Here is a 22,890-nt window from a genome sequence, read left to right as displayed (position 1 = left end):
TACAGTCGAAGGCTATCACCGTCAGATACGCAAGGTTACGAAGAACAAGGGCGTATTCCCGTCTGATACAGCCTTGGAGAAACTCGTCTACCTGGCTTACCGTAACATTAGCGAGAAGTGGACTATGCCCCTGGCGAACTGGGCACTTATTTCACAACAAATAGCGATAAAATTTGGAGATAGGTATGAAATTATGTAACTTTGCAGCTAGAAAGGCTCCTCATCTGGAAAACACGATTAAAAATCGTGTCCCCCATCTGAGGTTAATATAATAAGGGAAATGGCCTTGACACAGTTCAACTTACACTACCGGTGTTTGTAGCTCAATATGAGGAGAATATACCTTGGTATCGTCGCTGGTGGCTTTGGCTTACTGGTTTGTTTGCTGGTAAAGGGTGCCTCAAATGGCTGTTATGGCTTCTTTTTGCAATACTCCTTTGTTGGTTGCTTTCATGGTTGTTAAGAGGTTGTGTCGGTTGCACAGGGCATCATGCACCTGTTAATGGCGTAGTCCCGATGGATACAATTACTCGCTCTGATGGAAGAGTTATTGATGATAATGGTTATTCTCATCCAATAACAGGAGATGACGGTGTTTTACCTGACGGAGACTCTTATGTGGCTCCTGTACTTGGAGAAGAAGGTTCTGATGTGCCAATCGTTGAACAACCTGGAGTACCAAATACTATTGCGAATCGTCTTTTTCTCTTCATGGAGAATGAAAATGGCGATATAGAAGCTTTGGCTCAGGACTTTAAGAAAGCATATCCAGGCAATCAGTATTCTATAATCGGCTATGATAAAGAAGTTAAACTGCTGGTTATTCAGATTCCAGAAAACGAACGTGATAAGATTCGTCAAACAATAAATGAGAAAATACCTAACCACAAGTTTATTGTCTTTGATGAAGAAATCTACGAGTTGAATGGTCGTGTTAGTACTCAATCCGAAAACCCTGGTTGGCATATTAAAGCAACACATCTACAAGCAGGTTGGGCGATTACTAGAGGTTCTAACTCCATTAAGATTGCAGTTGTTGACGATGGCATAGAATCAGGACATCCTATGTTCAAGGGAAGGATAGTTGATGCGTATAATGTATTTACCCAAGACAACCGTCTCAGCCTTGGGGAAGGACATGGAACACATACAGCAGGACTTGCAGCTGGAAGTGCTGATTACGTAAGCAAAGGTGCCGCTGGTGTCGCTCCTAATTGTATGTTAATGCCAATTCAAGTGTTTGACAACAAACAATGTCCATTGTCTGCTCTTATTGCAGGTGTTATGTATGCCATTCACCATGATGCAGATGTGGTTAATCTATCGGTTTGTCCGTCCTTCCGAGGGTTGAACATGCTTCCTCCTGAACAGCAGGATCAGATTGCACGTTCTCAGTTTAAGAACGTAGAGAGACTTTGGAAACGTGTTTGCTCATTGGCTGCCAAGAAAACTTGTATACTTGTATTTGCAGCAGGTAACGATGATATTCTTTCAAGTGTTCCACCTGAGAATAGAAATGAATCTTCTATTGTTGTGACAGCCGTTGATCAGAATTTATATCCAACTGATTTCACAAATTATGGGCCTTGTTCTGATATTTCTGCTCCTGGCAAAGATATTTATAGTTCTTTCCCACGAGGTGGATTCCAATCATGTGACGGAACAAGTATGGCTGCTCCTATTGTTACAGGTACGATTGCTTTAATGAAATCATTAAAGAAAGATTTGACGGTTGTCCAAGCAAGAAATGTCCTGTATAAGACTGGGGCTGATGTATATGGATATATTCCTCCAATGGTTCTTATCGATAAGGCATTAGAAGCAGTAAAACGAGGTGATTTTAGTGCACCGTCAGAGCGACGGATGAAGTCTGTCCCAGATGGTTCGGGAGATGAATCTTCTGCAAGACGGGTAGTTACGATAGAAGAAACACCTGTTCAACCAGAACCTGTACAACAGGGTGATGAAACTGACTATGATGCAATACGACGTAAAATTGCAGAATACAAGCAAAAAATTAAGGATTTAGAGAAACTTTTACCGAATAAAAAATAGATCATGAACGAACAGTTAAAGTTTTCATGGGGCCATATAATAGCATTTTTGGCACTCATCATTTTAAGTTATATTACCTTTGTAGGTGTCACATACAAAACTGATGGTGACTTTACGAAGGCTGCTATAGCAATGGTCGCAATTGATGTAGTTCTCTTTGTGTTCTTTCTTGGGGCACAGATGGCGAAGGCTACAACACGTAAGTTTGCAAAGCGTATTTGGATAGAACGCATTTTGGTGTTTGGCTCACCAGTGATTTTCTTATTATGCCTGATGCCTTATTATCATTTTGGTACAGTTCAAAGCCAAGATGAAGAAATAGTTAAGAGTTTTACAGATGCTATATCTGCGTCAAAGCAAATGTTTGCGGACTATGACAGTTATTCCATGGAGCGTATATCCAATTATGATAATATGCTTGGTCGTGTGATAACTGATAAGACTATACATCCTGATGAATTTACTTGTTGCGGTTTCTCGGATGGAAAAGAGGAGATACAGAGGGGTAACATGGTAAAAGCTCTTAGTCTTCAGTTGATATCGGAGAATTACGATTCTCTTAAAACTGAAGCAACAAAATGGATTGAGTCTTCAAGTGATGGAGCAAGTACATGGAACGTGTTTCTTTTGGGAAATACAAAGGAAATAAAGAATGCCATTCATGATTGGAACTATCAGTTACGAGAGTTCGCGAAACACAAGATGAACAACGAAGAATTCAATGGCTATAATGTAGTAAAACAATTTGAGGAAGTTAGTGGTAGCCTAGACTCTGTTGATAGGGGCCTTGATGGGTTGACGACAATGTTTACTAAATCTGCGTTTCCTCCATTGGGTTCAATACTTGGTGCTGTTTTTCTTTATTTTGCATTGTTGTTTCCGTACTTCTTGCAAGATCGGCACACAAAGAGCCAATTTAGATTGATAGGTATGGAAAAAGGGGCTTCTCGTAAGTCAAGCATGTCACTTGACACAACTCGTCCTATAAAGAAACCTAATAGGCAAAAGCAAGAAATAATAATTGAACCAAATGAAGAAAAGAAATCATCAACTCCGATTTCTTCAAGTTCGGATGATGATGATGATTACGCTTCATTTACTATGTAATTCTTAAAAATATTAATAATGGTTTCAAAATCAGACATTCTAAACAATTTACGAGAATACACCTCTGACCAAATAGCAGAGGCAATTAACGCTGGTACAGTCACTATGTACGAACTCAGTAAGAGTGGCAATCTTACTCCTTTGATGCGTCGTAGGATAGAAGAAAAGTTGGTCGCAAAAACATCTGAAGTTGCTCAAGCTGAGCCTGAAGTAGTTTCTTTTGAACAAGAAGTTGCACCCACTTTAAATGAAAAAGAATCTTCTGTAAATACGGAAAGTTCCGATTTCGAAGAGGAAGTTATAATTCCAAAGGCTCCAGACATAGATTCTCCATCAGAAATAACTATACCTCAAGCTCCGGTTATTACAGTAACTGCATCACCAACTTTCGAGGCTGACAATAATGAGCATCCGTCGCCTGTCATATCAGATGTTATTTCCAACAAAGGAATGTTTAAACGTCCTTTCTCATTCGAAGGAAGAATTAGAAGGCTTGAATATGGATTATCTTTTATTATTTACTTTGTATGGTATGTAATATTTGAGGTTGCTGCTGTGTCGCCAAATCTATCCCAGGGGGCTGCAATCTTTTTACTCATAACAATTATTCCTGCTGTTTGGTTTTTATGGGCACAGGGTGCAAAACGCTGCCATGACAGAGGTAATTCGGGATGGTATCAATTGATCCCATTTTATTTCCTTGTACTCCTATTTGGAGATGGTGATGAAGGCGAAAATGAATATGGTGATAATCCTAAAGAATAAATAAATAATATAATATGCCTAGTAAAATAGCTATACTTGAGAATGTTGATATGTATACCGCTGATGAACTCGTTGGGTACATCAAAAATGGTATTGTGACATTCGAAGAACTTTGTAATGATACAGATGGATGTTTCCCCGCATCTGTAAGAAAGGAAGTCGAACGTAAAATTGCAAGCTCTGAAGAAGAGGATTGGACTTCTGCCATGACCTCCAGAAATGTGGACGCTTTGGAAAGGTATCTATTAACCTATCCTGATGGTTCGCACAGAGAGGAAGCGCGTACTTTAATAAAGAGTGTTCATGAGGCTGAAGACCGCAAAGTCTCTGCAAAAGCATGGGATTCCGTTGATAAGAATAGCATTTCTGAATTACGCAGTTTCTGCGAAGAGAATCCGGATGACTTTCATTGTGTAGAGGCAAAAAAACTCATAAATAAACTACGTCGTGAAGAGTTCATAGGTTTCGACATCGAATCATTGATCAAACGTGTCAAGAATATCCAAGCAGATAAAGCTGTTATCAATACCGATGATGAAATCTATAAGACCATAGTTGGTTATCTCGACAGAGGAAAAATCAAGCATTCTGATTTATTGGAAATGCTCAAAGCTGACCATAACATTTTGCGTGCTTCTGTAATTAACATGCTTCTTGATAATGGATATCTTGATTATGATGATTTCGAAACCATAGGTATCAATAGATTATTTATACGTCATCTCGTAAATGGCGAGACTACTCAGGGATTTGCTATTCCTAAAAAACTTGACAAGATAAACAAACTCTCCACGGAAATATATTTTTGGGGTATCCCTTCTTCTGGAAAAAGTTGTGCATTAGGAGCCATCCTTAGTGTCGCAGGAAATGGTCATGTTGCAAGAAGTATGAGCCAAGATAATGACTGCCAAGGATATGGTTACATGACCCGTCTTGCTGCACTATTTAAAAACAATGACAAAGTAGGTACTCTTCCCGAAGGCACTTCTATTTATTCTACTTATGAGATGGGGTTTGATCTTGAAGACGTTGATGGCGCTGTACATCCCCTCACATGCATTGATTTGGCAGGTGAACTTGTTCGTTGTATGTACAAATCTGACGCTAATGAAAATTTAAGTGATGATGAGATGGATGCGCTCGATACACTAACCCGTGTACTCATTGATAATCGTACAAAAAACAGAAAAATTCATTTTTTTGTTCTTGAATATGGCGCTGATGACAGGAAGTATGAAGGTTTGTCCCAGAATGTATATCTAGCTGGTGCACTTCGTTATATTGAGCGTACAGGAATCTTTAAGGATGATACTGATGCAATCTACCTTATGATTACTAAGGTTGATAAAGCGAAAGCTGAAAAGGGGCAATTGGCTGCTGTATTACGTGAGTACATTTCGGAATACTATGGTGGTTTCTATAATGGACTAGTAAAGATTTGTAGAGACTGTGAAATAAACAGCGGGAACGTAGAAATTGTACCATTTTCTCTTGGTCAAGTCTGTTTCCAAGATTATTGTCTATTTGATGAGACGCCCGCAGGAAATGTTGTTCGCAAACTATTAGAGCGCTCAAAGGGTTTTAAAAATGGAAAACTTCAAAAAGGTTTTAATTTATTTAAGAAATAATGAACAAGTTAGGTTTTGCAATAAAGTTTGCTCACGAAGGTGTTTATATGCCTATTGTTTGCAATTCAGGTCAATGGACAAATAAAGTTGTTGATATAAGAGATTTCTTAAAGCTATTTACAGGTCTAGCATATAATGAACAGGGGCATCAAGTGTCAACTGGCAATTCTGCAACTTTTATTTCTTTTGACGAGGGTGGATGTTTCTTGGTTTTGTTTAAAGCTATTTCTGGCCGCTTTGGTGATTTCCTTAGTGGTTGGATTTATATTCCCAACACAATTGAAGCAACCGGAGAGGATATTATAAATACATATAATTATGTTCGTAATATACTTTCACAATCTAATCTTACAGAATACAAGGATGATATAGAATCCTTTTTCTCAAAAGAGTATCCTGCAAAAGAAATCACAGCAATTTATACTCCCTCTAAGGGACATTTGTTTGGCATACGGTATTTAGGTCATTATTCACTAAAAGAAATAGTAGGTGATCATAGATATCAGCCATATTATAGCAACTACAAGGCTACATTCTTGTTAGAGAAAGTTGGTGAGGTTGAAGTTGCAAAAGATTCGGCTAATATCTTTCATGATTTAACTGACAAGGATATAGTAAAAACCGCAATACTAATACCTCCAACTTCTTTATCATTGCAAAAACTTGGCAGGGGAACAGAACTACTGACCCAGGATGGGGCTGGCTTTACTTCTCCTTTGCTCGTAAATGTTGGTACAACTGTTCCGTTCCTTCTTACAAGAGATGGATTTGAGAACATAAGAATTGATGTTTCTGTCGTGTCAGAAAAGCAGGATGTAGATTTGACCAATGTCGAGATTGTTTGGAAGAAGAAAATTACTCCTTCCATGTTTAATATAGTAAATTACAATGGTGACAATATTAAAAGTGCTCAAATAATTGTAAATGGTGTAGACATAACCTATCAGGAAGCTCTGTTCTCTGAAATAGATTGTGAATTGGCTACTGTAGAGGTTATAGCTCCAAATTATGAGTCCAATGAAAAAAAGTGCAGTCTTCTTACCGATAATATTAAAATATCTCTTCGTCGCAAAATTGAGACTTCTCGAATGAAGATTGTATTGGCAAATGGAGAATTGGCTGATATGACTTTGGAGTGTAGTGGTTTTTCTGACAAATCCAATTCTCCATTAGCTGGTTATGAGTATTCTAATAATTACGGTATTGGTGATAAAAAAATCCTCAGTATAAGTTCACGATATGTTTGGAAACAAAGATTATGGGGATTCTTTGCTTCATTGGGCATTATTTTGCTTTTTATTGCTTTAGCCGCATTTGACACATGGTCTGACACTCATCATTTCAAGTTTGGGCTTCCTCCTTGGGAGAAAAACCGTCCTGTACAACAGTCCACATTAGTTTTCTCCGAAGACAATAATGACAGCACGCAGAACCAAACTGCAACTGAAGTAGAAACTGAACTTGAAAGTACAGAATTATTCTCTCTTGACTCTGCAATTAATTATCTTGATAAACAAACTATATGGACAAAATCTGAATTAAACAAGTATCCAGATCTTCAAGGTTTATTTGATGATATGAACACATTTAATTTGTCAAGACTCTTGAATGACTGGCATATGAAACTCGAAACTTCCAAGAATTTTCAGAAGGTATATGAATCTGCAAATAAGTGTTTTATTCATCACTGGAATCCGAAACAAGGAGCGCACTATCCGACATATAATAAACCTAATGATGAGCAGATTGTTATTTCAAATTATATTAATTGGCTGGGGCAAGATCAGACACCAGAGCTTTCAAGTGAAGGAGGCTTTCATCCGAATGTTAATACTCATGGGCAGAAGAATGCAAACAAGGCTGGTTCTTCTACAACTAAACCCCAAGCCCCTTCTGTAAAACCTGTAAACAGTAAAGGTGAAACAACTAAGAACGGAGGACTTTAATTATGAATAAATCTATAAAGATCATATTGCTTGTAGTTGCCATACTACTTGCTGTTGGGGGTGTAATGGCATATTATAAAACTAGAGTATCTCCTCCGAGAATGCTCGAGTTTAAGAATCAATATGTCAATTCCGACAAGAAAGATATTACTTTGGTAAAGTCCGCTAAAACAGACAATGCCTTAGACTCTGTTTTTGTCGTCATTACTCACGAACTTGATTTGCAACTGGCCGACTCTTTCATAACCAATAAGGAAAAAGATGAGTTGTTAGAGTTGTTTGCAACGCAGTATGTACCCAGTTTTGTTTCTGCTTGTAAATCTAAATTTAGTAAATCTGTTTGGAATGAGGGAGAATTACAGAATATTAATTCTCGCATATCTGAATTACAAGGGTTAGTTACTACAGAGAAAAAAATAGTTATTAAGGGCGAGGCCAACACTTCTTTGAATGAGGTTCACAATGTTATTGTTGCCTATTATGAAGCTAAAAATGTCGCTTCTACTAGCGGTTATAATGGACTACAGGCAGCGAAGCAGAAAATAGCAACAGCAAAGAGGTTTGCTTCAATGTCACCGATTAACAATTGCACGGATCTTGTTTTACGCTTAAATTCCGTTCCAAATCGCCTTGAACAAGCACATTATACATATTTGGTTAGTCAAGTAGAAAGGTTACGCCATTACTATAATTACAATCAAGACGATTTTGATAAAATGGCGTTAGACATTTCTGAAAAATTAGAGGAATATAAGAAAAATGCAAAAAGCACATATGGAAGAGTGTCTGATATAAGTTCTCTCGAAAGTCGTGCTGGGAATTATTACTCAAATGCAACTTTTAATTAATATGAAGAAATATTTTATTGTTTTTATTATTGTGGTCACATATCCCTTGGGCATATATGCTCAAGGTAAAGATTCGTTAGAATCAACAAAGAAGGCCATTACAGAGCAACATTATGAAGTCCAGAGAATAGACTCACTTCAAAAAGAGATTAGTCGGTTAGTTGGGCAAATTGCAAAGTATAAACAAACAGTGGACACATTAAATAGTCAGCTTTACGATTACGAGCAAACAATAAAAGACCAAAACAAGAAGATTAAAAAATTAAATCATTACCTACTTTTTGCAGACACTATTGTTGCTCGTTTATCAAATGATTGTTTGCGCAAGAAGTATGATCTTGCCAATGTTAATCAGGCTATCAGGAATTTTGAACAGATGTATTCTTCGGAACTGAAAAATAAATTTGGGAGATTAAAATACTTGCTAAATGAGTATGAAATATATACTCAGGAACTTGTCTCCATATTATTAGAGGCACAAAACGACAAATCACTTGGCAATCCTTTTACTGGTCAAAAACAAGCGCAGTCTTACATTGATAAGATAAAAAATACCCGATATTACCAAGATGTCTACAATGATGATTGGACTATTCCATATCTCAATAATCTCATAGATAAATGCTTCGAGACAATAAAATCTTTCAATCCTAAAGAAAGTAAAGAATTACACCTTATAGAACTAATGAACTGATATGAAACGTTCCCATACTATCATATTGATAGCACTATTGAATGTGCAATGTTTTTCATTTACATACGCTTCAATCAATGCAAATGAGATTTGTCAGTTTGATAAATCGACTATGATTAAGAAAAAACTTGCTGATGCTCAACGGTGTATTTCTAATGAGGATTATCTCGCTGCACAAAACACCATTAACAGTTTGCTCAAAATTGATCCTTATAATTCAAAAGCAAAAGAGTTGTTAGAAGAATGTAAAAATGGAATAGAGAAACAAAAGCAAAAAGTTTTTCTAGCTTATCAGATTGCTTGCAAAGATGGCACCATTTCCGCGCTTCAAAGCTTTATTTCAAGATATCCTAATAGCGAATATGTATCTGAAGTAAAGAGTCGTATAGAGGATTATAGTTTATGGCAAAAGGCAAAAGAACAGAATACGATATCTGCTTATAATAATTATCTTTCACAATCGACAATTCTTGCGTATAAGAATGATGCTGAAGATGCTATTACAACTTTACGATCAGAAATTGAGTGGAACAATTGTAAAACAAGCAATGACGAGGATAGAATAAGTTCTTTTGTTCAAAAATATTCTTCATCGAAATATGCTGATCAGGCAAAATATCGTTTAAACATTTTAAAGGGAGAAAGATATTATGCTTCCAATAACTATACTTTGGCGTATACATATTTAAATGATGCCAATAATTATCAACCACTTATAGGTGCACCTGCAGCTCATTTAAAGGCAATCAATGAAAAAAGAGAGTTTGAGTCTGTTATATCAAGCTCTGATGTATCAAAATTGAAGAACTATATATCAAAACTATCTATATATAGTCCTTTTTATGTGCCAACATCAAATAAACTTGCAGTTTTGCTTGGTTCTGCGTTATCCACGTATTCATCTGACTATAGTATGAATGAAGCATTAGCATATGCAAAGGATGATGATACACGAGCTACTGTAAAGCGATACATTAATAAAGTGAAAGCGGACAAAGAATATTATGAGCGTCAACGAAAGAAAATTGCGCGAAAAAGGTGGTGGAGTAGAAATTTCAAATTTGGTATTGATGCAGATTTTGGTACAAGTATTGGTGGGGCATCAGGGGCTGATATGTTCTATTCTACTGGATTAATATTCCGTTTTGGTAATGTTGATAATTTATTTAGCTTGGTTACAGGCTTGAAGTATCGTTGGTTCCGTGTCATGCCTGATTATGATGGCTATTATGACAATGGGAAAACAGAATGGCAGCATTTTGCTGGAGGCTTAAATGTTCCTTTAAGTATGAGATTTAATTTGGGGAAGGCGACAAGCAATAGTTCTATTTATTTTGGACTTGGCGCGGAATATGGATTTAAGATGTTTGCTGCAAAAGGAATGGACGAGATAGTTAATAAAAATTATTTGTCTATTTATCCTCAGTTGGGCGTGATGTGGTCCAATTTTGAAATTTCGTGTTACTGGAAAACTTACTCGATTAGTCCATTTGTCGAATACGCTTCAAGTAATTTCGAAGAATATAAATGTAATAGTCTATTGGGAATGCAGATGTCTGTTTACTTCTGACGAAGATAACATGAGAGCGGTTTAATAAATCTTTGAATACTAAAATACTTTTGAATTATGATGGGGCGTATTGAAACTGCATGTTTTCACTATTCTGGAGGATGTGAAACGATATATGCTTCTAACAGAGAAGCAGAATGGCTGCGTACGCTGCCTGATATAAGGGAATGTTATGGAAAACTGTTTGACAAAGAGTCTGGTTCATCTGTCGTAATGTTGTCTCCGTCAAAGAATGGTATATTATTGTCCATCAGCAAAATGATACCTAATCGATTGGGTGATAATCTTACCGCATATTTGTTTATTCCCAATGCTTTGGATATCTCTGGTGACGCATTACAAGGAATTGTTTTTGACGTGATCTCTTCTTTAGCTCAAAATAGAAGAGATGTTGTCAGTTCGTGTCTAAGTTCTATCTCAAGTACAGAGTATGAACAATTGTCTCAATTATTTTTTGAGCAGACAACAACTGAGGGTTATGCATATAGAAAAGTTCAAAGTGGCAAGGGGGCTAATTCGCTATCCGTTGTCTTGAATTATTTATTTCAAGACTATTATTCGCAATTTAAGCACATATTTATTGCTATTGATAATCAGCACATCGCTAATCCTGAACAATATAAAGATCTTACAGATTATCCATTGAATGATTGGCGCCCTGTAAATGGTGCTTCGGAACTAACATCAGATTCAGCCCCTCGTTCAAATAATGAAGGCAAAAATAATAGTATTGAATCTGAACAAACAGAAAACCAAACAGTAGAGATAACGACTGAATGGTTGAAGGCTAATACAGAAATCCATGGATGGCTCTCCTTCTTTTTCTTTGCAATTATTGCAGGAGGTTTGTTCAGCGCAATTTATCCTATTGCAACTTTTAATGCTTCTGACTATGCAGGTAATTTCTTTCTAGGGGCTGTGGATATTGTAACAGGATTGCTTCTTCTTGCAGTTGCTGTATTTACGGTCTATTCATTTGTTAATAGAAAACAAAATGCCGTTTTTTGGGGAAAAGTATATGTTATGCTTGTTTTTTTAACTAATGTGCTTGCATTAATAGGTGGAAATACAGAAGAAACAGGATTGCAAAGTACAGCACAAGTTATAAGAGGTGCCATATGGGGAGTAATATGGTTCTTGTATCTGACTTTCTCTGATCAAGTTCAAGAGATCATCCCCAAGTCATTTAGAAATATTTCATCGACGGATTGGGCAATGCTTGCTGCTTCTGTGCTTATTCCGGTATCCTTATTTGTTGTAGGTTATTCTCAGATTAATTCTTTAATTGATTCACGAAACGACCAGGAGGCAGAGTTAAAAAGAACAGAACTTGCATATAACCAGAGAACAGATGGGCGCGTAATTTTTACTATACCAGATGGTTTTGAGTGTGAAAGTCAAGTAGTTGATACAGAAGTGGGTAGTCAAACAATATTCAACATTAATAATGATGAAATTGGTAATTGTACGATATGTTCTGATTACGACACTGATAAATCGATTAAGAATTTTGATGGTTATTGGGAAAATTGGAAGGATACTGACATAAAACAATATAGTACAGATAATGTAGATCGAGGAACAAAGACAATTAATGGTAATGTTTGCTTGTACAGAATTACAAAACATTATGTTAATGGAGTTTATGTCTATTGGCGTTATTATCTTCTATTTGATGACGAAACAGGTAAAGTATTTTTGGCTTCTTTCTATGATACGAATGACTCTATCTCTTATGTGGATGAGTTGCTCGAATCCGTAAAATTCAAATTATAAAAACAACTTTTAAAAACATTAAAACTATGGAAGAAGAAAGAACAGAAAGAGCTGGCGTATTAGCGCTTATCTTTTCATTCCTTATCCCGTTAGTTGGGATAATCTGCTATTTCTCTAACAAAAGAGAAGTTGAGAATGCCTCGGCCTATTTATGGGCTGCATTGGGGGGCTTCGTTGTAGGTATGCTGATGCGTATTGCAGCGTGATTATTAAAGGGTAGCCCGATATTCTTTGGGCTATCCTTAAAATGTTTGAGAAAAGAAAAATCCATATTTATTATTGCTTTCGATAAAATTATGAGTATGAAACAGATAGTTTTTATAGCAATGCTATTTCTTGGTTCATATCAAGCAATAGCTCAGAATATAAAGCGCCCAGAAACATATAATTACTTAAGGGGGCATGAGGCTATTCAAGAGCAGAAATACGAGGATGCTCTTGATTATTTCAACAAAGATGTACAGGAGAATCCTAAAAATGGATATTCGTTTGTGTGGATAGCTTCGTTAAGAACTCGTTCAGAGGAATATGGTAGAGCGCTTACTGCTGTTGATTTGGCAATAAAATACCTTCCAAAGAAAGACGTGGATTACACTTCGTTTGCACATACCACAAGAGGAGACATATATCTACATTTGGGAGATACCATCAAAGCTTTATCTGACTATACCGAAGCAATACGTTTGAAACCCAATGAAACAAAACCTTATGAGGATAGGGCGCAGGTATATTACGAGCAAGGTGATTATGCTCGTTCTGATGCAGACTATCGGAAGATGATAGAGCTAAAGCCTGGTGATGTTATGGGGTATATGGGGATTGGACGTAATGCTAATGCCCAAGAGCAATGGGTGAACGCTATCAAGCAATTTGATTATGTAGTCAAGTTGGACAACAATTACTCATCGGTTTATTCATTTAGAGCTGAAAGCTATATTGGCTTAAAGAAGTATAGTGAGGCTATTGACGATATCATTGCTGCGTTGATAATAGATGGCGATCAAAAAGCGTATTATCTTATGCAAAACATCGTGGATGATGCTTTCGCACTACTCAAGACGAAATTAGTAATTCAATGTAATAAAGACCCTAATGATCAGGCATGGCCTTATTATTTGGGAGTGGTATATGACCGAAAAGGTGCTACGAAGAAGGCTATTGAGTATTACAAAAAGGCGGCAGAGATAAATACGAATTCTGTGATATTCAGAAGTATTGCTGTATGTTATGAGAGTATTGGTGAGTACGATTTGGCTTTGACGTATTTGGAAAAAACGCTCCAAATGGATCCTAAAGATGTTAGAGCTCAGGCTACCAAAGCAGATGTGTATTATGAATCAGGTCGTGTTGACGATGCAATAAGGGTTATGGATGATATTATAAATAGTTATCCCGAATGGGACTACGCATATCATCGCAGAGCATGGTTTAAAGAGAATGGGGGATATACCGATGGCGCTATAGATGACTACACAATAGCTGTAACACTTGACCCAGAGGATGCATATTCCTATTTCTGTAGAGGTAAAATGTATGAGAAAAGAAAGGATTCTGATTTGGCAAAAGAAGATTTCTTGAAAGCTATAGAACTGGATGTTGAGCCAAGCGATCACTCTGTAGCGCAATTTGCTTTTTTCCATTTGGGAGAAAAGGAGAAAGCTATTGATTTCATGAACAAGATTATTGAAAAATCAAATGATTCTTATTATGATGCAGCATGTTTGTATTCGTTGATGGATGAAAAAGAAACTGCATTGAGCTATCTTGGAATGGCTTTTTCACACGGATATAGAAGATTTGCACACATTGCGATAGATAGAGACTTGGATAATATTCGCAATTTACCAGAGTTTAAAAGCATGGTAAATGAATACAAAGAAAAGCATCAAAGAGAACTGAAAGAATACGAGGACGATTCCGTTGAAAGCAAACAATCAGGTAAAACAGAAGTTACTGAAGTACCCTTTACCAAAGAAGGTGGGGTGTGCAAGGTAAAATGCACGATAAATGACTTACCTCTGCACTTTGTGTTTGATACTGGGGCAAGTGATGTTACTTTGTCGATGGTTGAAGCCACCTTTATGATGAAGAACGATTATCTTACAGATAAAGATGTAGTTGGCAGTCAACACTACATGGATGCCAATGGTGAAGTAAGTGTTGGTACTATTATCAATTTACGCAAAGTAAACTTTGGGGGATTAGAATTAAAGAATGTTCGTGCCTCGGTGGTTAGAAACCAAAAAGCGCCATTGTTGTTAGGCCAGAGTGTGCTTGGAAGATTAGGTAGAATAGAAATCGATAATGGCAGGGATGTTCTAAAGATAACACAAACTACCAATCCGTAATAGTAATTATCTTGTGAGCGAAAAACTCCAAAACTTATGAAAAAGTTAATATTAGGAGTGATATCAGGGGCAGGCATCATATTGTTGTTGATGTGCTGTGCTAAAAAGAACCATCAGGTTAGTCCGCAAAAGGTGATTACTTGGGAGAGGTTGGACACGTTTGTGTTTGTGAATCCAATGTATAGGGTAGTGTATCCAGATTACTTTGAGGTTAATACTGCAGAGCAGGATAGTGGGCATGTCTCGTTCTACTATACTATCAATGGAAATAATGTTGCGCTTAGGACTTTTTCTATTCCAAGATATGAACTCTGGGACGTAAATACATTCGCTAATTCTGTAGAAAGATTTATCATGGAGATTGGGAATGATACCATCACCATGAAGGAATTGCACCCAAACTATTTCTATATGGAAAGTAAGGCAAAGACTAATGAGTATAAATGCTTTGAGAAATACGTATTGGGTGATGAAGATATCTTTGTGCTCGCATTAGGCTATCCTGAGGGAATCGAAGATAATCAAGTGGAGCGCCTGAAGGAGTTGGTGCATGATTGGAACCCGAAATAATTAACCTTCGCAAGGCTTGCGAGGGGTGGAAGGGTTGATTGTTTCGAGGATTATTTGTATCTTTGCAGCAGTAATCATTTGAGGTATGGGTGAAGAGATATTAGATTTTGGTCCCGTTAAGGATACGATGCAGGGCATCATCAAGGTGATTGGTGTTGGTGGAGGTGGTTGCAATGCCGTTAGGAACATGTATAACGAGGGCGTTGAGGGCGTGACTTATGCGGTTTGTAATACGGATAGTCAGTCGCTGTCGCGTTCGCCAGTGCCTGTGAAAATCATGCTGGGTGAGAGTGGTCTGGGAGCGGGTGCCAATCCCGAACTGGGAAAGAAAGAGGCTGAGGCTAACATCAATGACATTATGAAGCTACTGAGTGATGGCACCAAGATGGTGTTCGTGACCGCAGGCATGGGTGGTGGCACTGGTACTGGTGCGGCCCCTGTGGTGGCTGGAGTGGCCAGAGAAATGGGACTGCTTACTGTGGGTGTGGTGACCATTCCTTTTTACTTTGAAAAGAAACGAAAGATTATCAAGGCACTGAAGGGTGTTGATGAGCTGCGTAAGAATGTGGACGCTTTGCTGATTGTGAACAACGAACGCTTATGTGATGTGTATGCCGACTCGGAGCTTTCGGTAAAGGAGGCTTTCCAACGGGCTGATAACATCCTGATGGATGCGGTGAAAGGTATCTCGGAACTGATTACCATGCCCAGTGATGGGGGAATAAAGAGTGACTTCCGTGATGTGGAAACAACGATGCGTAATGGTGGCGGTGCCATTATGGCGATGGGACGTGCGCGTGGCGAACATCGTGTAGAAAAGGCTATCTTGGATGCGCTCGATTCGCCCTTGCTTTATGGCAATGATATTGGCAAGGCCAAGCGTATCTTGTTTAACATCTATGCCAGCGACGAGTATCCGATCTTTGTACGCGAACTGCAGGAGATAGACGACTTTTTTGACCAGTTGGATCCTAATATTGATGTGATATGGGGTACGGCAACTGATGATACCTTAGGCGAAGATGCCAAGGTGACGATATTGGCTACGGGACTGGAGGACGACCTGAGCAACGAGGTAAAGAAAGAGGTGCACCATGATGAGAATGACTATTATGAAGATTTGATTCCGAAGCTATATAAGCCCCAAAAGCCCACCACTATGGCGGAAAGAATTATACAGACAGAAATAAAGTTCGACGTGGAACCTGCGCCAGCCCCCGAGCCACCAGTAGTAGAACCCGAGCCCCCTGTAGTAGTTGAGCCTGTGGTGGAAGAGGAGATTGTGCCAAAGGAGTCTACCACGGTAACGAAACTGAAGGCTTGGTTGGATAAAGTGATGAAGAGCGTAGTCGAATGAACAACGAGGCACCATATACGGTAGAGGAGATTGCTGAGCAGGTGAGTATATTGGCTAAGCAATTGCATGCAGCAGGGCGAAAAGACCTGTTGCTAAAGGCTATTGGTGCACCTTTACTGGAGGAGCTTCGCATAGAGGCGGCTAAGGCCAAATTGAGTCGACTTGTTATCACAGAGGATTATCGCTTTGTTTTGGCTGATTATCAGAAAGAGGTAGAACTGCAACCTGTGCATAAGGCGGTGTATCTGCTGTTCTTGGCGCATCCTGAGGGTATAGAGTTTAAACGATTGGCTGATTATCGCGATGAACTAATAAAGTACTATACTGCTACGGCCAAAGGCTTGGATAGGGATAAGATTATTGAGGGCGTTGACCATCTGGTAAACCCTCTGGATAATGCCATCAACGAGAAATGTTCGCGCATTAAAAAGACGTTCCTGGATATGATGGACGAATACACGGCTAGCTACTATATTATCAGTAGTCACACGCAGAAACACTTTGAAGGTTCAAACCGTATTTGGTACGAACGTCTGAAAATCATAACCCTGCCTAGGGAGCTGGTAGTATTATCATCAGTAGCAAGTTCCCCTAGAAGAACATCGTAGGGATGCTATTCTTGCGCTTTTGGGCAAGTTCGTCTTTCATACGCTTGATAGCGGTCTGGAAAAAGAACGATACCAAAAACTCGTCTGTTCCCTCTGTACGGATTTCTTTTAATGCAGATATCTATGTGTTGGGATTATTCTATTCGCCAGCAATTAAGGAAGAGAGGATGAAGCATCTAAAAGGAATGGTTCATGAGTGGAGCCCGAAAGAAGAATGATACTCACCGCTCGACCTTGGTCGATTTGCTTACCAAGAAGGTATGATCTGCTTTCAGTTCCATCAGGAGATCATCGACAATATATTGGTCGCTCATAAGTTGTAATCCTGATTTAGGATCTGACAATAGCTGATAAGTTTTAGTGGAGTAAAACAAGTCTAAAGCTTGCTCTGCATCAACTTTCAGAACATCAGCAAGCATCATAATGATATGGCTCTGTTTTCGCCAAAGCACAGTATCCCTCATAGTTCTTCCTCCTCTGAATCTAAGATTGTACTCTCAACAAATGTCAGGTATTTGTCTATCAAAGCCTGATTAAGAATACAAAGTTGATGATTTACTTTCTTATACTTGAGTTGTCCTAAGGCTTGCTCTGCAGTAATAATCCCCTTTTCGTAATCTTCTACGGTATCGATTACATTGTCATTGGCAACACCACCTTCAACAACATCATATTCACTGGAATAATCTTTTCCTCGACGACATGACACAACATAGTCTAACCATTCTAAATCGTATGAAGGAAACAGCTTGATGCGAAATCCATCAACTTTTGCACGCTCCATGTCAAACTGATAGGTGTTTAGCACTGCCTCAGCATTCCTTCCCTTTCGGCCTGCCATGACTATGGCCCAATCCTCAGCCTGTTTTTTTATCTTAGTAAGATAGAATCCTGGACCAAAATCAAGATTCTTTCTACCAGCCTTTGCACTTGGTTGCTGAACAATCATCTGGGAACCATGGTACAACGTCAACATGCTCCACCCTCCTTTTCTTCTTGTTCCCAGTTATGTAACGTCTCGATAGTGTCATCCACTACCCAATCAAGACTCTGAGTATGTAACTGCTCATAGTGGCGCAACAGGCGCTTATGGATTAAGCCTTGACGTTTTAGCCGGTCATGCATATCTTTTCCAGAAAGATTAGCCTTCCGAGCACTAGCCTCGATAGCCATTACTGCAAAATGTATCTTTCGGAAGGTGTCTGACTGAGATTTTTCCATAATGCTTTTATAATCTAATTACTATTCTGCTGCAAAAATAAGAAGAATTTCTGATGTTTGCAAGATTTTATAAGAAAAATGAAATAAAACTTTTGTTCGCAAGGTTTGCTAGGGGGAGGGGTGATTGTGCCTGAGCCAGCTTGTGCTGGATAAACAATTCAAAAAGTAACTTACTTTTGGGTGAAAAATAAGTTGTTTTTTTTGTGCGAGCGGAGGTCGCTTCGACAACGTAGTTGCAAAAATACGAAACTCAAAAATGAAATTGACGGGCTTTGGCGGACTTAGCATGTGGTATTTATAGTATCTTAACGTGATTAACAAATATTTGTTTTGTGTATTGCGCGATTTGTGCTATCTTTGCGCCGAGTTTTTATAAACAGGTTTTGATAGAAGATGATGACAGATAAAGAATTAGATGAGCGCGTGGAGCGCGCGGTGGAGAATTTTATGGCTGGCTATGGCTGTTGCCAGAGTGTGGTAGCGGCATTTGCCGACTTGTATGGACTTGATGATACGTTGGCTAAGAAGATAGCTGCCGGTTTTGGTGGCGGTGTGGGTCGCATGAGGATGATGTGCGGCGCTGTGTCGGGCATCGTGATGCTGGTGGGTCTGGACTGCGGTCAGACCGAAGGCTCCGACCGTGAGGGCAAATCAGCTTGCTATAAGGTGGTTCAGGACCTGCTGGCCAAATCGAAAGAGGAGAACGGCAGTCTCATCTGTGCCGAGATACTCGGGCTTAAGGGCTACGAGAAAGCAAGCTCAAGCTATGTAGCTTCGGCTCGCACAGCCGAGTACTATAAGACTCGCCCATGCGTTGCCAAAGTAGAAAGCGCTGCCAGAATCTTTGCGAATTATCTTAAGAACAAATAGATTCTATTAGGATCTCAATTAATCGGGGCTTGGCATAATCGTCAAGCTCCGATTCTTTTATCCAAACGTAATCATCAGGAAGTTGGGGACGTTGTTCAACTTCCCAAAGATAGAAATCCGCCATCAATATCCTATGCGTAAGCACGTGCTTCACATTCTGTCGTAACAAAATGGCACCAACAGGGACCTCATCTACGAGATATGGCTCCCACAAGCCTTGCCAAATGTCACCAGCTCCACGACGATGGATGGCCACATGCCCCTTACATCTTATATATACGTAAACGAGATGTCGCTCCTTAACCTTGAGTGTTTTTAGTTTTACAGGCAGTTCAGTAACCTTCCCAGAACGGAAAGCCTCGCACGACTCCATCAGCGGGCAAGCCATACAATCAGGAGATTGGGGCGTGCATTGTATCGCACCAAAATCCATAATTGCCTGGTTATAGGTAGAAGAAGTGCTTACACCCTCCACCCCTAGCCCCTCCTCCCCAGAGGAGGGGAGTAACTCCTGTGCAAGAGCAGCGAAGACCTTCTTGCCTTCTGTGGTATTGATAGGTGTATCAATGCCGAAGTGGCGGGAAAGAACGCGATATACATTGCCATCGACAACAGCAGCAGGGATATCAAACGCAAAACTGCCAATAGCAGCAGCAGTATAATCGCCTACCCCTTTGAGTGCTTTGATGCCTTCAAGGGTATTCGGGAAATGCCCTAATTCCACAATCTGTTTGGCAGCAAAGTGGAGGTTACGGGCACGACTATAGTAGCCCAACCCTTGCCACTCACGCAGCACTTCATCCTCAGTGGCTGCTGCCAAATCATCAACAGTAGGCCAATGACGCACAAAGCGCTCCCAATAGTCCCAACCTTGTTTGACTTGAGTTTGTTGGAGAATAATCTCAGAAAGCCAAATGGCATACGGATCGCGCGTCTGCCGCCAAGGCAGATCGCGACCGTGCTCTTTGAACCACTCCAATAATACGAATGAGAATTCCATTGTTCAGACCACCCCTATCCCCTCCTACCTTAGGAGGGGGAATTTATACTATAGTTTTCCCTGATCACCAAGATAGCTATCTTTGAAGCCTAAGAAGTAGAGCACACCATCAAGACCAATAGTATTGATACTTTGCTTGGCATTAGCTACCACACGTGGCTTAGCGTGGAAAGCAATACCAAGACCAGCCTCACTAATCATTGGCAGATCGTTGGCACCATCGCCTACGGCAATAGTTTGTGCCAGATTTACCTTCTCAACCTGAGCAATCAGTTTCAGCAACTCTGCCTTACGATGACCATCAACAATCTCACCCACATAGCGACCTGTCAACTTACCATCCTCACCAATCTCAAGCTCGTTGGCATACACATAGTCGATACCATAGCGGCGCTGCAGGTACTCACCAAAATAGGTGAATCCTCCAGAAAGGATAGCAATCTTATAACCGCAGGTCTTCAGGATAGACATCAGACGGTCAACACCTTCAGTAATAGGAAGATTCTCGGCTATCTCCTGCATCACACTCACGTCAAGACCCTTCAGCAAGGCTACACGACGGGTAAAACTCTCCTTGAAATCAATCTCACCACGCATAGCACTCTCAGTAATGGCACGTACCTCGGCCCCCACCCCATTGCGTTCTGCTAATTCATCGATACACTCAGTCTGAATCAACGTAGAATCCATATCGAAACAGATGAGACGACGCATACGACGGAACATATCATCCTTCTGAAACGAGAAGTCCATCTCCATCTCACTCGACAGTTTCATCAGTTTCGACTGCATTTCCTGACGGTTTGCAGGTTCGCCACGAAGTGAAAATTCGATACAAGCACGGGTATGGGTAGCAGGATTCTTGATACTCTTACGCCCTGTGAGACGCAGAATAGAGTCAATATTAAGGCCCTGATCGGCGATAATGCGAGTGGCAGCCTCAATCTGACGGGCCTCCAACTGACGACCTAGAACCATCAGTATATAACGGTTCTTACCCTGATGGCCAACCCAGTCCTCATATTCATCGTCGCTAATAGGCGAGAAACCAATATTAACACCCAACTCGGTTGCTTTGAATAGTAGTTCTTTCATGACCTGTCCGGAGTGCATCTCGTCCATACGAATCAGAATACCCAACGAAAGTGTTGAGTGGATATCGGCCTGACCAATATCCAAAATCTGCGCATCGTATTTGGCAAGTATAGCCATAACAGATGCTGTAAGACCAGGGCGATCCTGCCCAGTAATTCTAACTAATATCTGTTCTTGTTTTGTTTCCATATTCTTCACTTTTTATTTTTTTACTTACACAGTGCTTTACATACTTTATCCTGAAAGTTCCGGCCGTCGTCGGCCTTCATAATTCCTTGGTTAATGATACTGAACACCAGCATGTGGTTATTGGCAGCAAGCGCATAGCCTGCCAACGATGACACCCCTGTAACAGTACCCGTCTTTGCTCTCACATTTAAATGTGCGGGCGAATCCTTCATACGTTTTTTCAAGGTACCATCCTCACCTGCTATCGGCAACGACACATAAAGGTCACGTATGATACTCGATTTTCGATATGCATAAATCAACAGTTTGGCAAGCAACTCAGGGGTTACATAGTTGTAAAGCGAGAGTCCGCTACCATCTGCTATTTTGTACTGTCCACGTACACCTGCCTTCGACAGGGTTTTGATTACTTGTTGTCGGGCATGCGATGCCTTAGCCGGACGAGCACCTGCAGCAGCTGCCAACTGATAAAACATCGACTCAGCATAAAGGTTATCACTGTTCTTCATCATTGGCTCCAACACATCTACCAACTGATGACTACGGGTACAAAGCAACGACGCATTTTTTGGTAGTTGTCCGTTTGTAGCAGAGCCGTCGAAAAATATACTATCACTCACCAACTGTTTAGTGAATCTACTGATAAACTCATCCTTCTTATCTATCAGTAATGGTGTCAGCGTAGGATTATCATCATCCCAACACCATCCTTCACCTAGCAGGTCCTGATCTTTAAAACTGGTGACCGCAATGATCTTTCCTTGGATTGTATGTATACCAAGCGTCTTTACTCGCTCAGTAAATGCCACCATATCGGTGTTATCAAACAACGGGTCCATACCGCCCACACAATATAGATCTCCAATAAGAACACTATCCTTTACGCTTCCAGTGTAATAAAGCGATGTCTTGAACTCGTATTTACCACCAAGCTGATCTAATGCTGAGATAGATGTAAGCAACTTCATGGTCGAAGCTGGTCTCATCGTCTGTCGGTGGTTAAATGTATACAGCGTCGAGTCGGCAGTCAGGTCATAAACCATTAGTCCCAGTTGCGTGTATTGCAACATGGGGCTACTAACCAGTGTATCCAATCGGGCTTGTAAGTTTTGCGGCCAAGGCAATTCTACCTTAGCCGTGTCTACCTGGGTTGTATCAACCCTTAGCGCATCGACAGTCTGCGCTTGCATACTGCCTATTGAGCCAATCCATAAAAGTGCAAATATACTATTTCTGTAACTCT

At 39.8% G+C, this 22,890-nt stretch carries 21 protein-coding genes and 1 pseudogene; 16 read left to right on the top strand and 6 right to left on the bottom strand.

Annotation, left to right across the window (positions count from 1 at the left end; all coding sequences use genetic code 11):
* The 15 genes and pseudogenes from BUB86_RS09250 to BUB86_RS09180 form a co-directional block, all read left to right on the top strand.
* Positions 1-199, top strand: a pseudogene (locus BUB86_RS09250) (IS256 family transposase); the annotation flags it as partial.
* 317 nt (positions 200-516) lie between these two features.
* The gene (locus BUB86_RS09245) at positions 517-2,055 is read left to right on the top strand and encodes a S8 family peptidase (protein WP_254795143.1); all 1,539 of its coding nucleotides are present in this window, start codon (positions 517-519) and stop codon (positions 2,053-2,055) included.
* 3 nt (positions 2,056-2,058) lie between these two features.
* Positions 2,059-3,162, top strand: a complete 1,104-nt coding sequence (locus BUB86_RS09240) for a hypothetical protein (protein WP_073208694.1) — start codon at positions 2,059-2,061, stop codon at positions 3,160-3,162.
* A gap of 105 nt (positions 3,163-3,267) precedes the next feature.
* On the top strand, positions 3,268-3,927 hold the full coding sequence (locus BUB86_RS17990; RefSeq protein ID WP_254795142.1) for a DUF805 domain-containing protein: 660 nt from the start codon (positions 3,268-3,270) through the stop codon (positions 3,925-3,927).
* Positions 3,928-3,941: 14 nt separating this feature from the next.
* Positions 3,942-5,555 (top strand): hypothetical protein, encoded by a 1,614-nt coding sequence (locus tag BUB86_RS09230; RefSeq protein ID WP_139261541.1) that lies wholly within the window; start codon positions 3,942-3,944, stop codon positions 5,553-5,555.
* The gene (locus tag BUB86_RS09225) at positions 5,555-7,501 is read left to right on the top strand and encodes a hypothetical protein (protein ID WP_073208689.1); all 1,947 of its coding nucleotides are present in this window, start codon (positions 5,555-5,557) and stop codon (positions 7,499-7,501) included. The genes BUB86_RS09230 and BUB86_RS09225 overlap by 1 nt, the downstream gene beginning before the upstream one ends.
* Positions 7,502-7,503: 2 nt before the next feature.
* A complete protein-coding gene (locus BUB86_RS09220) occupies positions 7,504-8,349 on the top strand; it encodes a hypothetical protein (RefSeq protein ID WP_073208687.1) in 846 nt (281 codons plus the stop codon).
* Position 8,350: 1 nt separating this feature from the next.
* On the top strand, positions 8,351-9,043 hold the full coding sequence (locus BUB86_RS09215; protein WP_073208684.1) for a hypothetical protein: 693 nt from the start codon (positions 8,351-8,353) through the stop codon (positions 9,041-9,043).
* A gap of 112 nt (positions 9,044-9,155) precedes the next feature.
* Complete coding sequence (locus BUB86_RS09210; RefSeq protein WP_139261540.1) at positions 9,156-10,613, top strand: hypothetical protein; 1,458 nt, start codon at positions 9,156-9,158, stop codon at positions 10,611-10,613.
* Positions 10,614-10,670: 57 nt separating this feature from the next.
* On the top strand, positions 10,671-12,389 hold the full coding sequence (locus BUB86_RS09205; RefSeq protein WP_073208680.1) for a hypothetical protein: 1,719 nt from the start codon (positions 10,671-10,673) through the stop codon (positions 12,387-12,389).
* Between the two features lie 26 nt (positions 12,390-12,415).
* Positions 12,416-12,595, top strand: a complete 180-nt coding sequence (locus tag BUB86_RS09200) for a hypothetical protein (RefSeq protein ID WP_073208678.1) — start codon at positions 12,416-12,418, stop codon at positions 12,593-12,595.
* A gap of 96 nt (positions 12,596-12,691) precedes the next feature.
* Positions 12,692-14,737, top strand: a complete 2,046-nt coding sequence (locus BUB86_RS09195; protein WP_073208719.1) for a tetratricopeptide repeat protein — start codon at positions 12,692-12,694, stop codon at positions 14,735-14,737.
* Positions 14,738-14,773: 36 nt separating this feature from the next.
* Entirely contained in the window at positions 14,774-15,307 is a 534-nt protein-coding gene (locus tag BUB86_RS09190; protein WP_073208676.1) for a hypothetical protein, read from the top strand.
* An 85-nt stretch (positions 15,308-15,392) separates the two neighbouring features.
* Positions 15,393-16,664: a cell division protein FtsZ gene (ftsZ, locus tag BUB86_RS09185; RefSeq protein ID WP_073208675.1), complete on the top strand. Its 1,272-nt coding sequence runs from the start codon at positions 15,393-15,395 to the stop codon at positions 16,662-16,664.
* Positions 16,661-17,272: a hypothetical protein gene (locus BUB86_RS09180; protein WP_073208673.1), complete on the top strand. Its 612-nt coding sequence runs from the start codon at positions 16,661-16,663 to the stop codon at positions 17,270-17,272. The genes ftsZ and BUB86_RS09180 overlap by 4 nt, the downstream gene beginning before the upstream one ends.
* A gap of 221 nt (positions 17,273-17,493) precedes the next feature.
* On the opposite strand, the gene BUB86_RS09170 is transcribed toward BUB86_RS09180, so the two are convergent.
* The 3 genes from BUB86_RS09170 to BUB86_RS09160 are packed head-to-tail and all read right to left on the bottom strand — an operon-like array spanning position 17,494 to position 18,493.
* Positions 17,494-17,736: a DUF3791 domain-containing protein gene (locus tag BUB86_RS09170; protein ID WP_073208670.1), complete on the bottom strand. Its 243-nt coding sequence runs from the start codon at positions 17,734-17,736 to the stop codon at positions 17,494-17,496.
* Positions 17,733-18,248 (bottom strand): DUF3990 domain-containing protein, encoded by a 516-nt coding sequence (locus tag BUB86_RS09165; protein ID WP_081373182.1) that lies wholly within the window; start codon positions 18,246-18,248, stop codon positions 17,733-17,735. Before BUB86_RS09165 ends, BUB86_RS09170 begins: the two co-directional genes overlap by 4 nt.
* The gene (locus BUB86_RS09160; RefSeq protein WP_073208668.1) at positions 18,242-18,493 is read right to left on the bottom strand and encodes a DUF3791 domain-containing protein; all 252 of its coding nucleotides are present in this window, start codon (positions 18,491-18,493) and stop codon (positions 18,242-18,244) included. Before BUB86_RS09160 ends, BUB86_RS09165 begins: the two co-directional genes overlap by 7 nt.
* A gap of 396 nt (positions 18,494-18,889) precedes the next feature.
* Here BUB86_RS09160 and BUB86_RS09155 point away from each other — a divergent pair, with 396 nt between their 5' ends.
* Positions 18,890-19,363, top strand: a complete 474-nt coding sequence (locus BUB86_RS09155) for a C-GCAxxG-C-C family protein (RefSeq protein WP_073208714.1) — start codon at positions 18,890-18,892, stop codon at positions 19,361-19,363.
* Here the strand turns inward: BUB86_RS09155 and mutY are convergent.
* The 3 genes from mutY to dacB are packed head-to-tail and all read right to left on the bottom strand — an operon-like array spanning position 19,350 to position 22,837.
* Positions 19,350-20,363, bottom strand: coding sequence for an A/G-specific adenine glycosylase (gene mutY / locus BUB86_RS09150; protein ID WP_073208666.1), 1,014 nt, complete (start codon positions 20,361-20,363; stop codon positions 19,350-19,352). The genes BUB86_RS09155 and mutY overlap by 14 nt on opposite strands.
* Before the next feature lie 48 nt (positions 20,364-20,411).
* Positions 20,412-21,647, bottom strand: coding sequence for a phosphoserine phosphatase SerB (serB, locus tag BUB86_RS09145; RefSeq protein WP_175549468.1), 1,236 nt, complete (start codon positions 21,645-21,647; stop codon positions 20,412-20,414).
* A 20-nt stretch (positions 21,648-21,667) separates the two neighbouring features.
* Positions 21,668-22,837 carry a D-alanyl-D-alanine carboxypeptidase/D-alanyl-D-alanine-endopeptidase gene (gene dacB / locus BUB86_RS09140; protein WP_254795139.1) on the bottom strand — a complete coding sequence of 390 codons (1,170 nt, stop codon included), beginning with the start codon at positions 22,835-22,837 and terminating at the stop codon, positions 21,668-21,670.
* Between the last annotated feature and the right edge of the window lie 53 nt (positions 22,838-22,890).

The organism is Xylanibacter ruminicola (genome assembly GCF_900142525.1).
GTDB classification, from domain to species: Bacteria; Bacteroidota; Bacteroidia; order Bacteroidales; family Bacteroidaceae; genus Prevotella; species Prevotella ruminicola_A.
The sequence above is the reverse complement of the archived record's forward strand: the minus strand, read 5'-3'. Positions and strand labels throughout refer to the sequence as shown.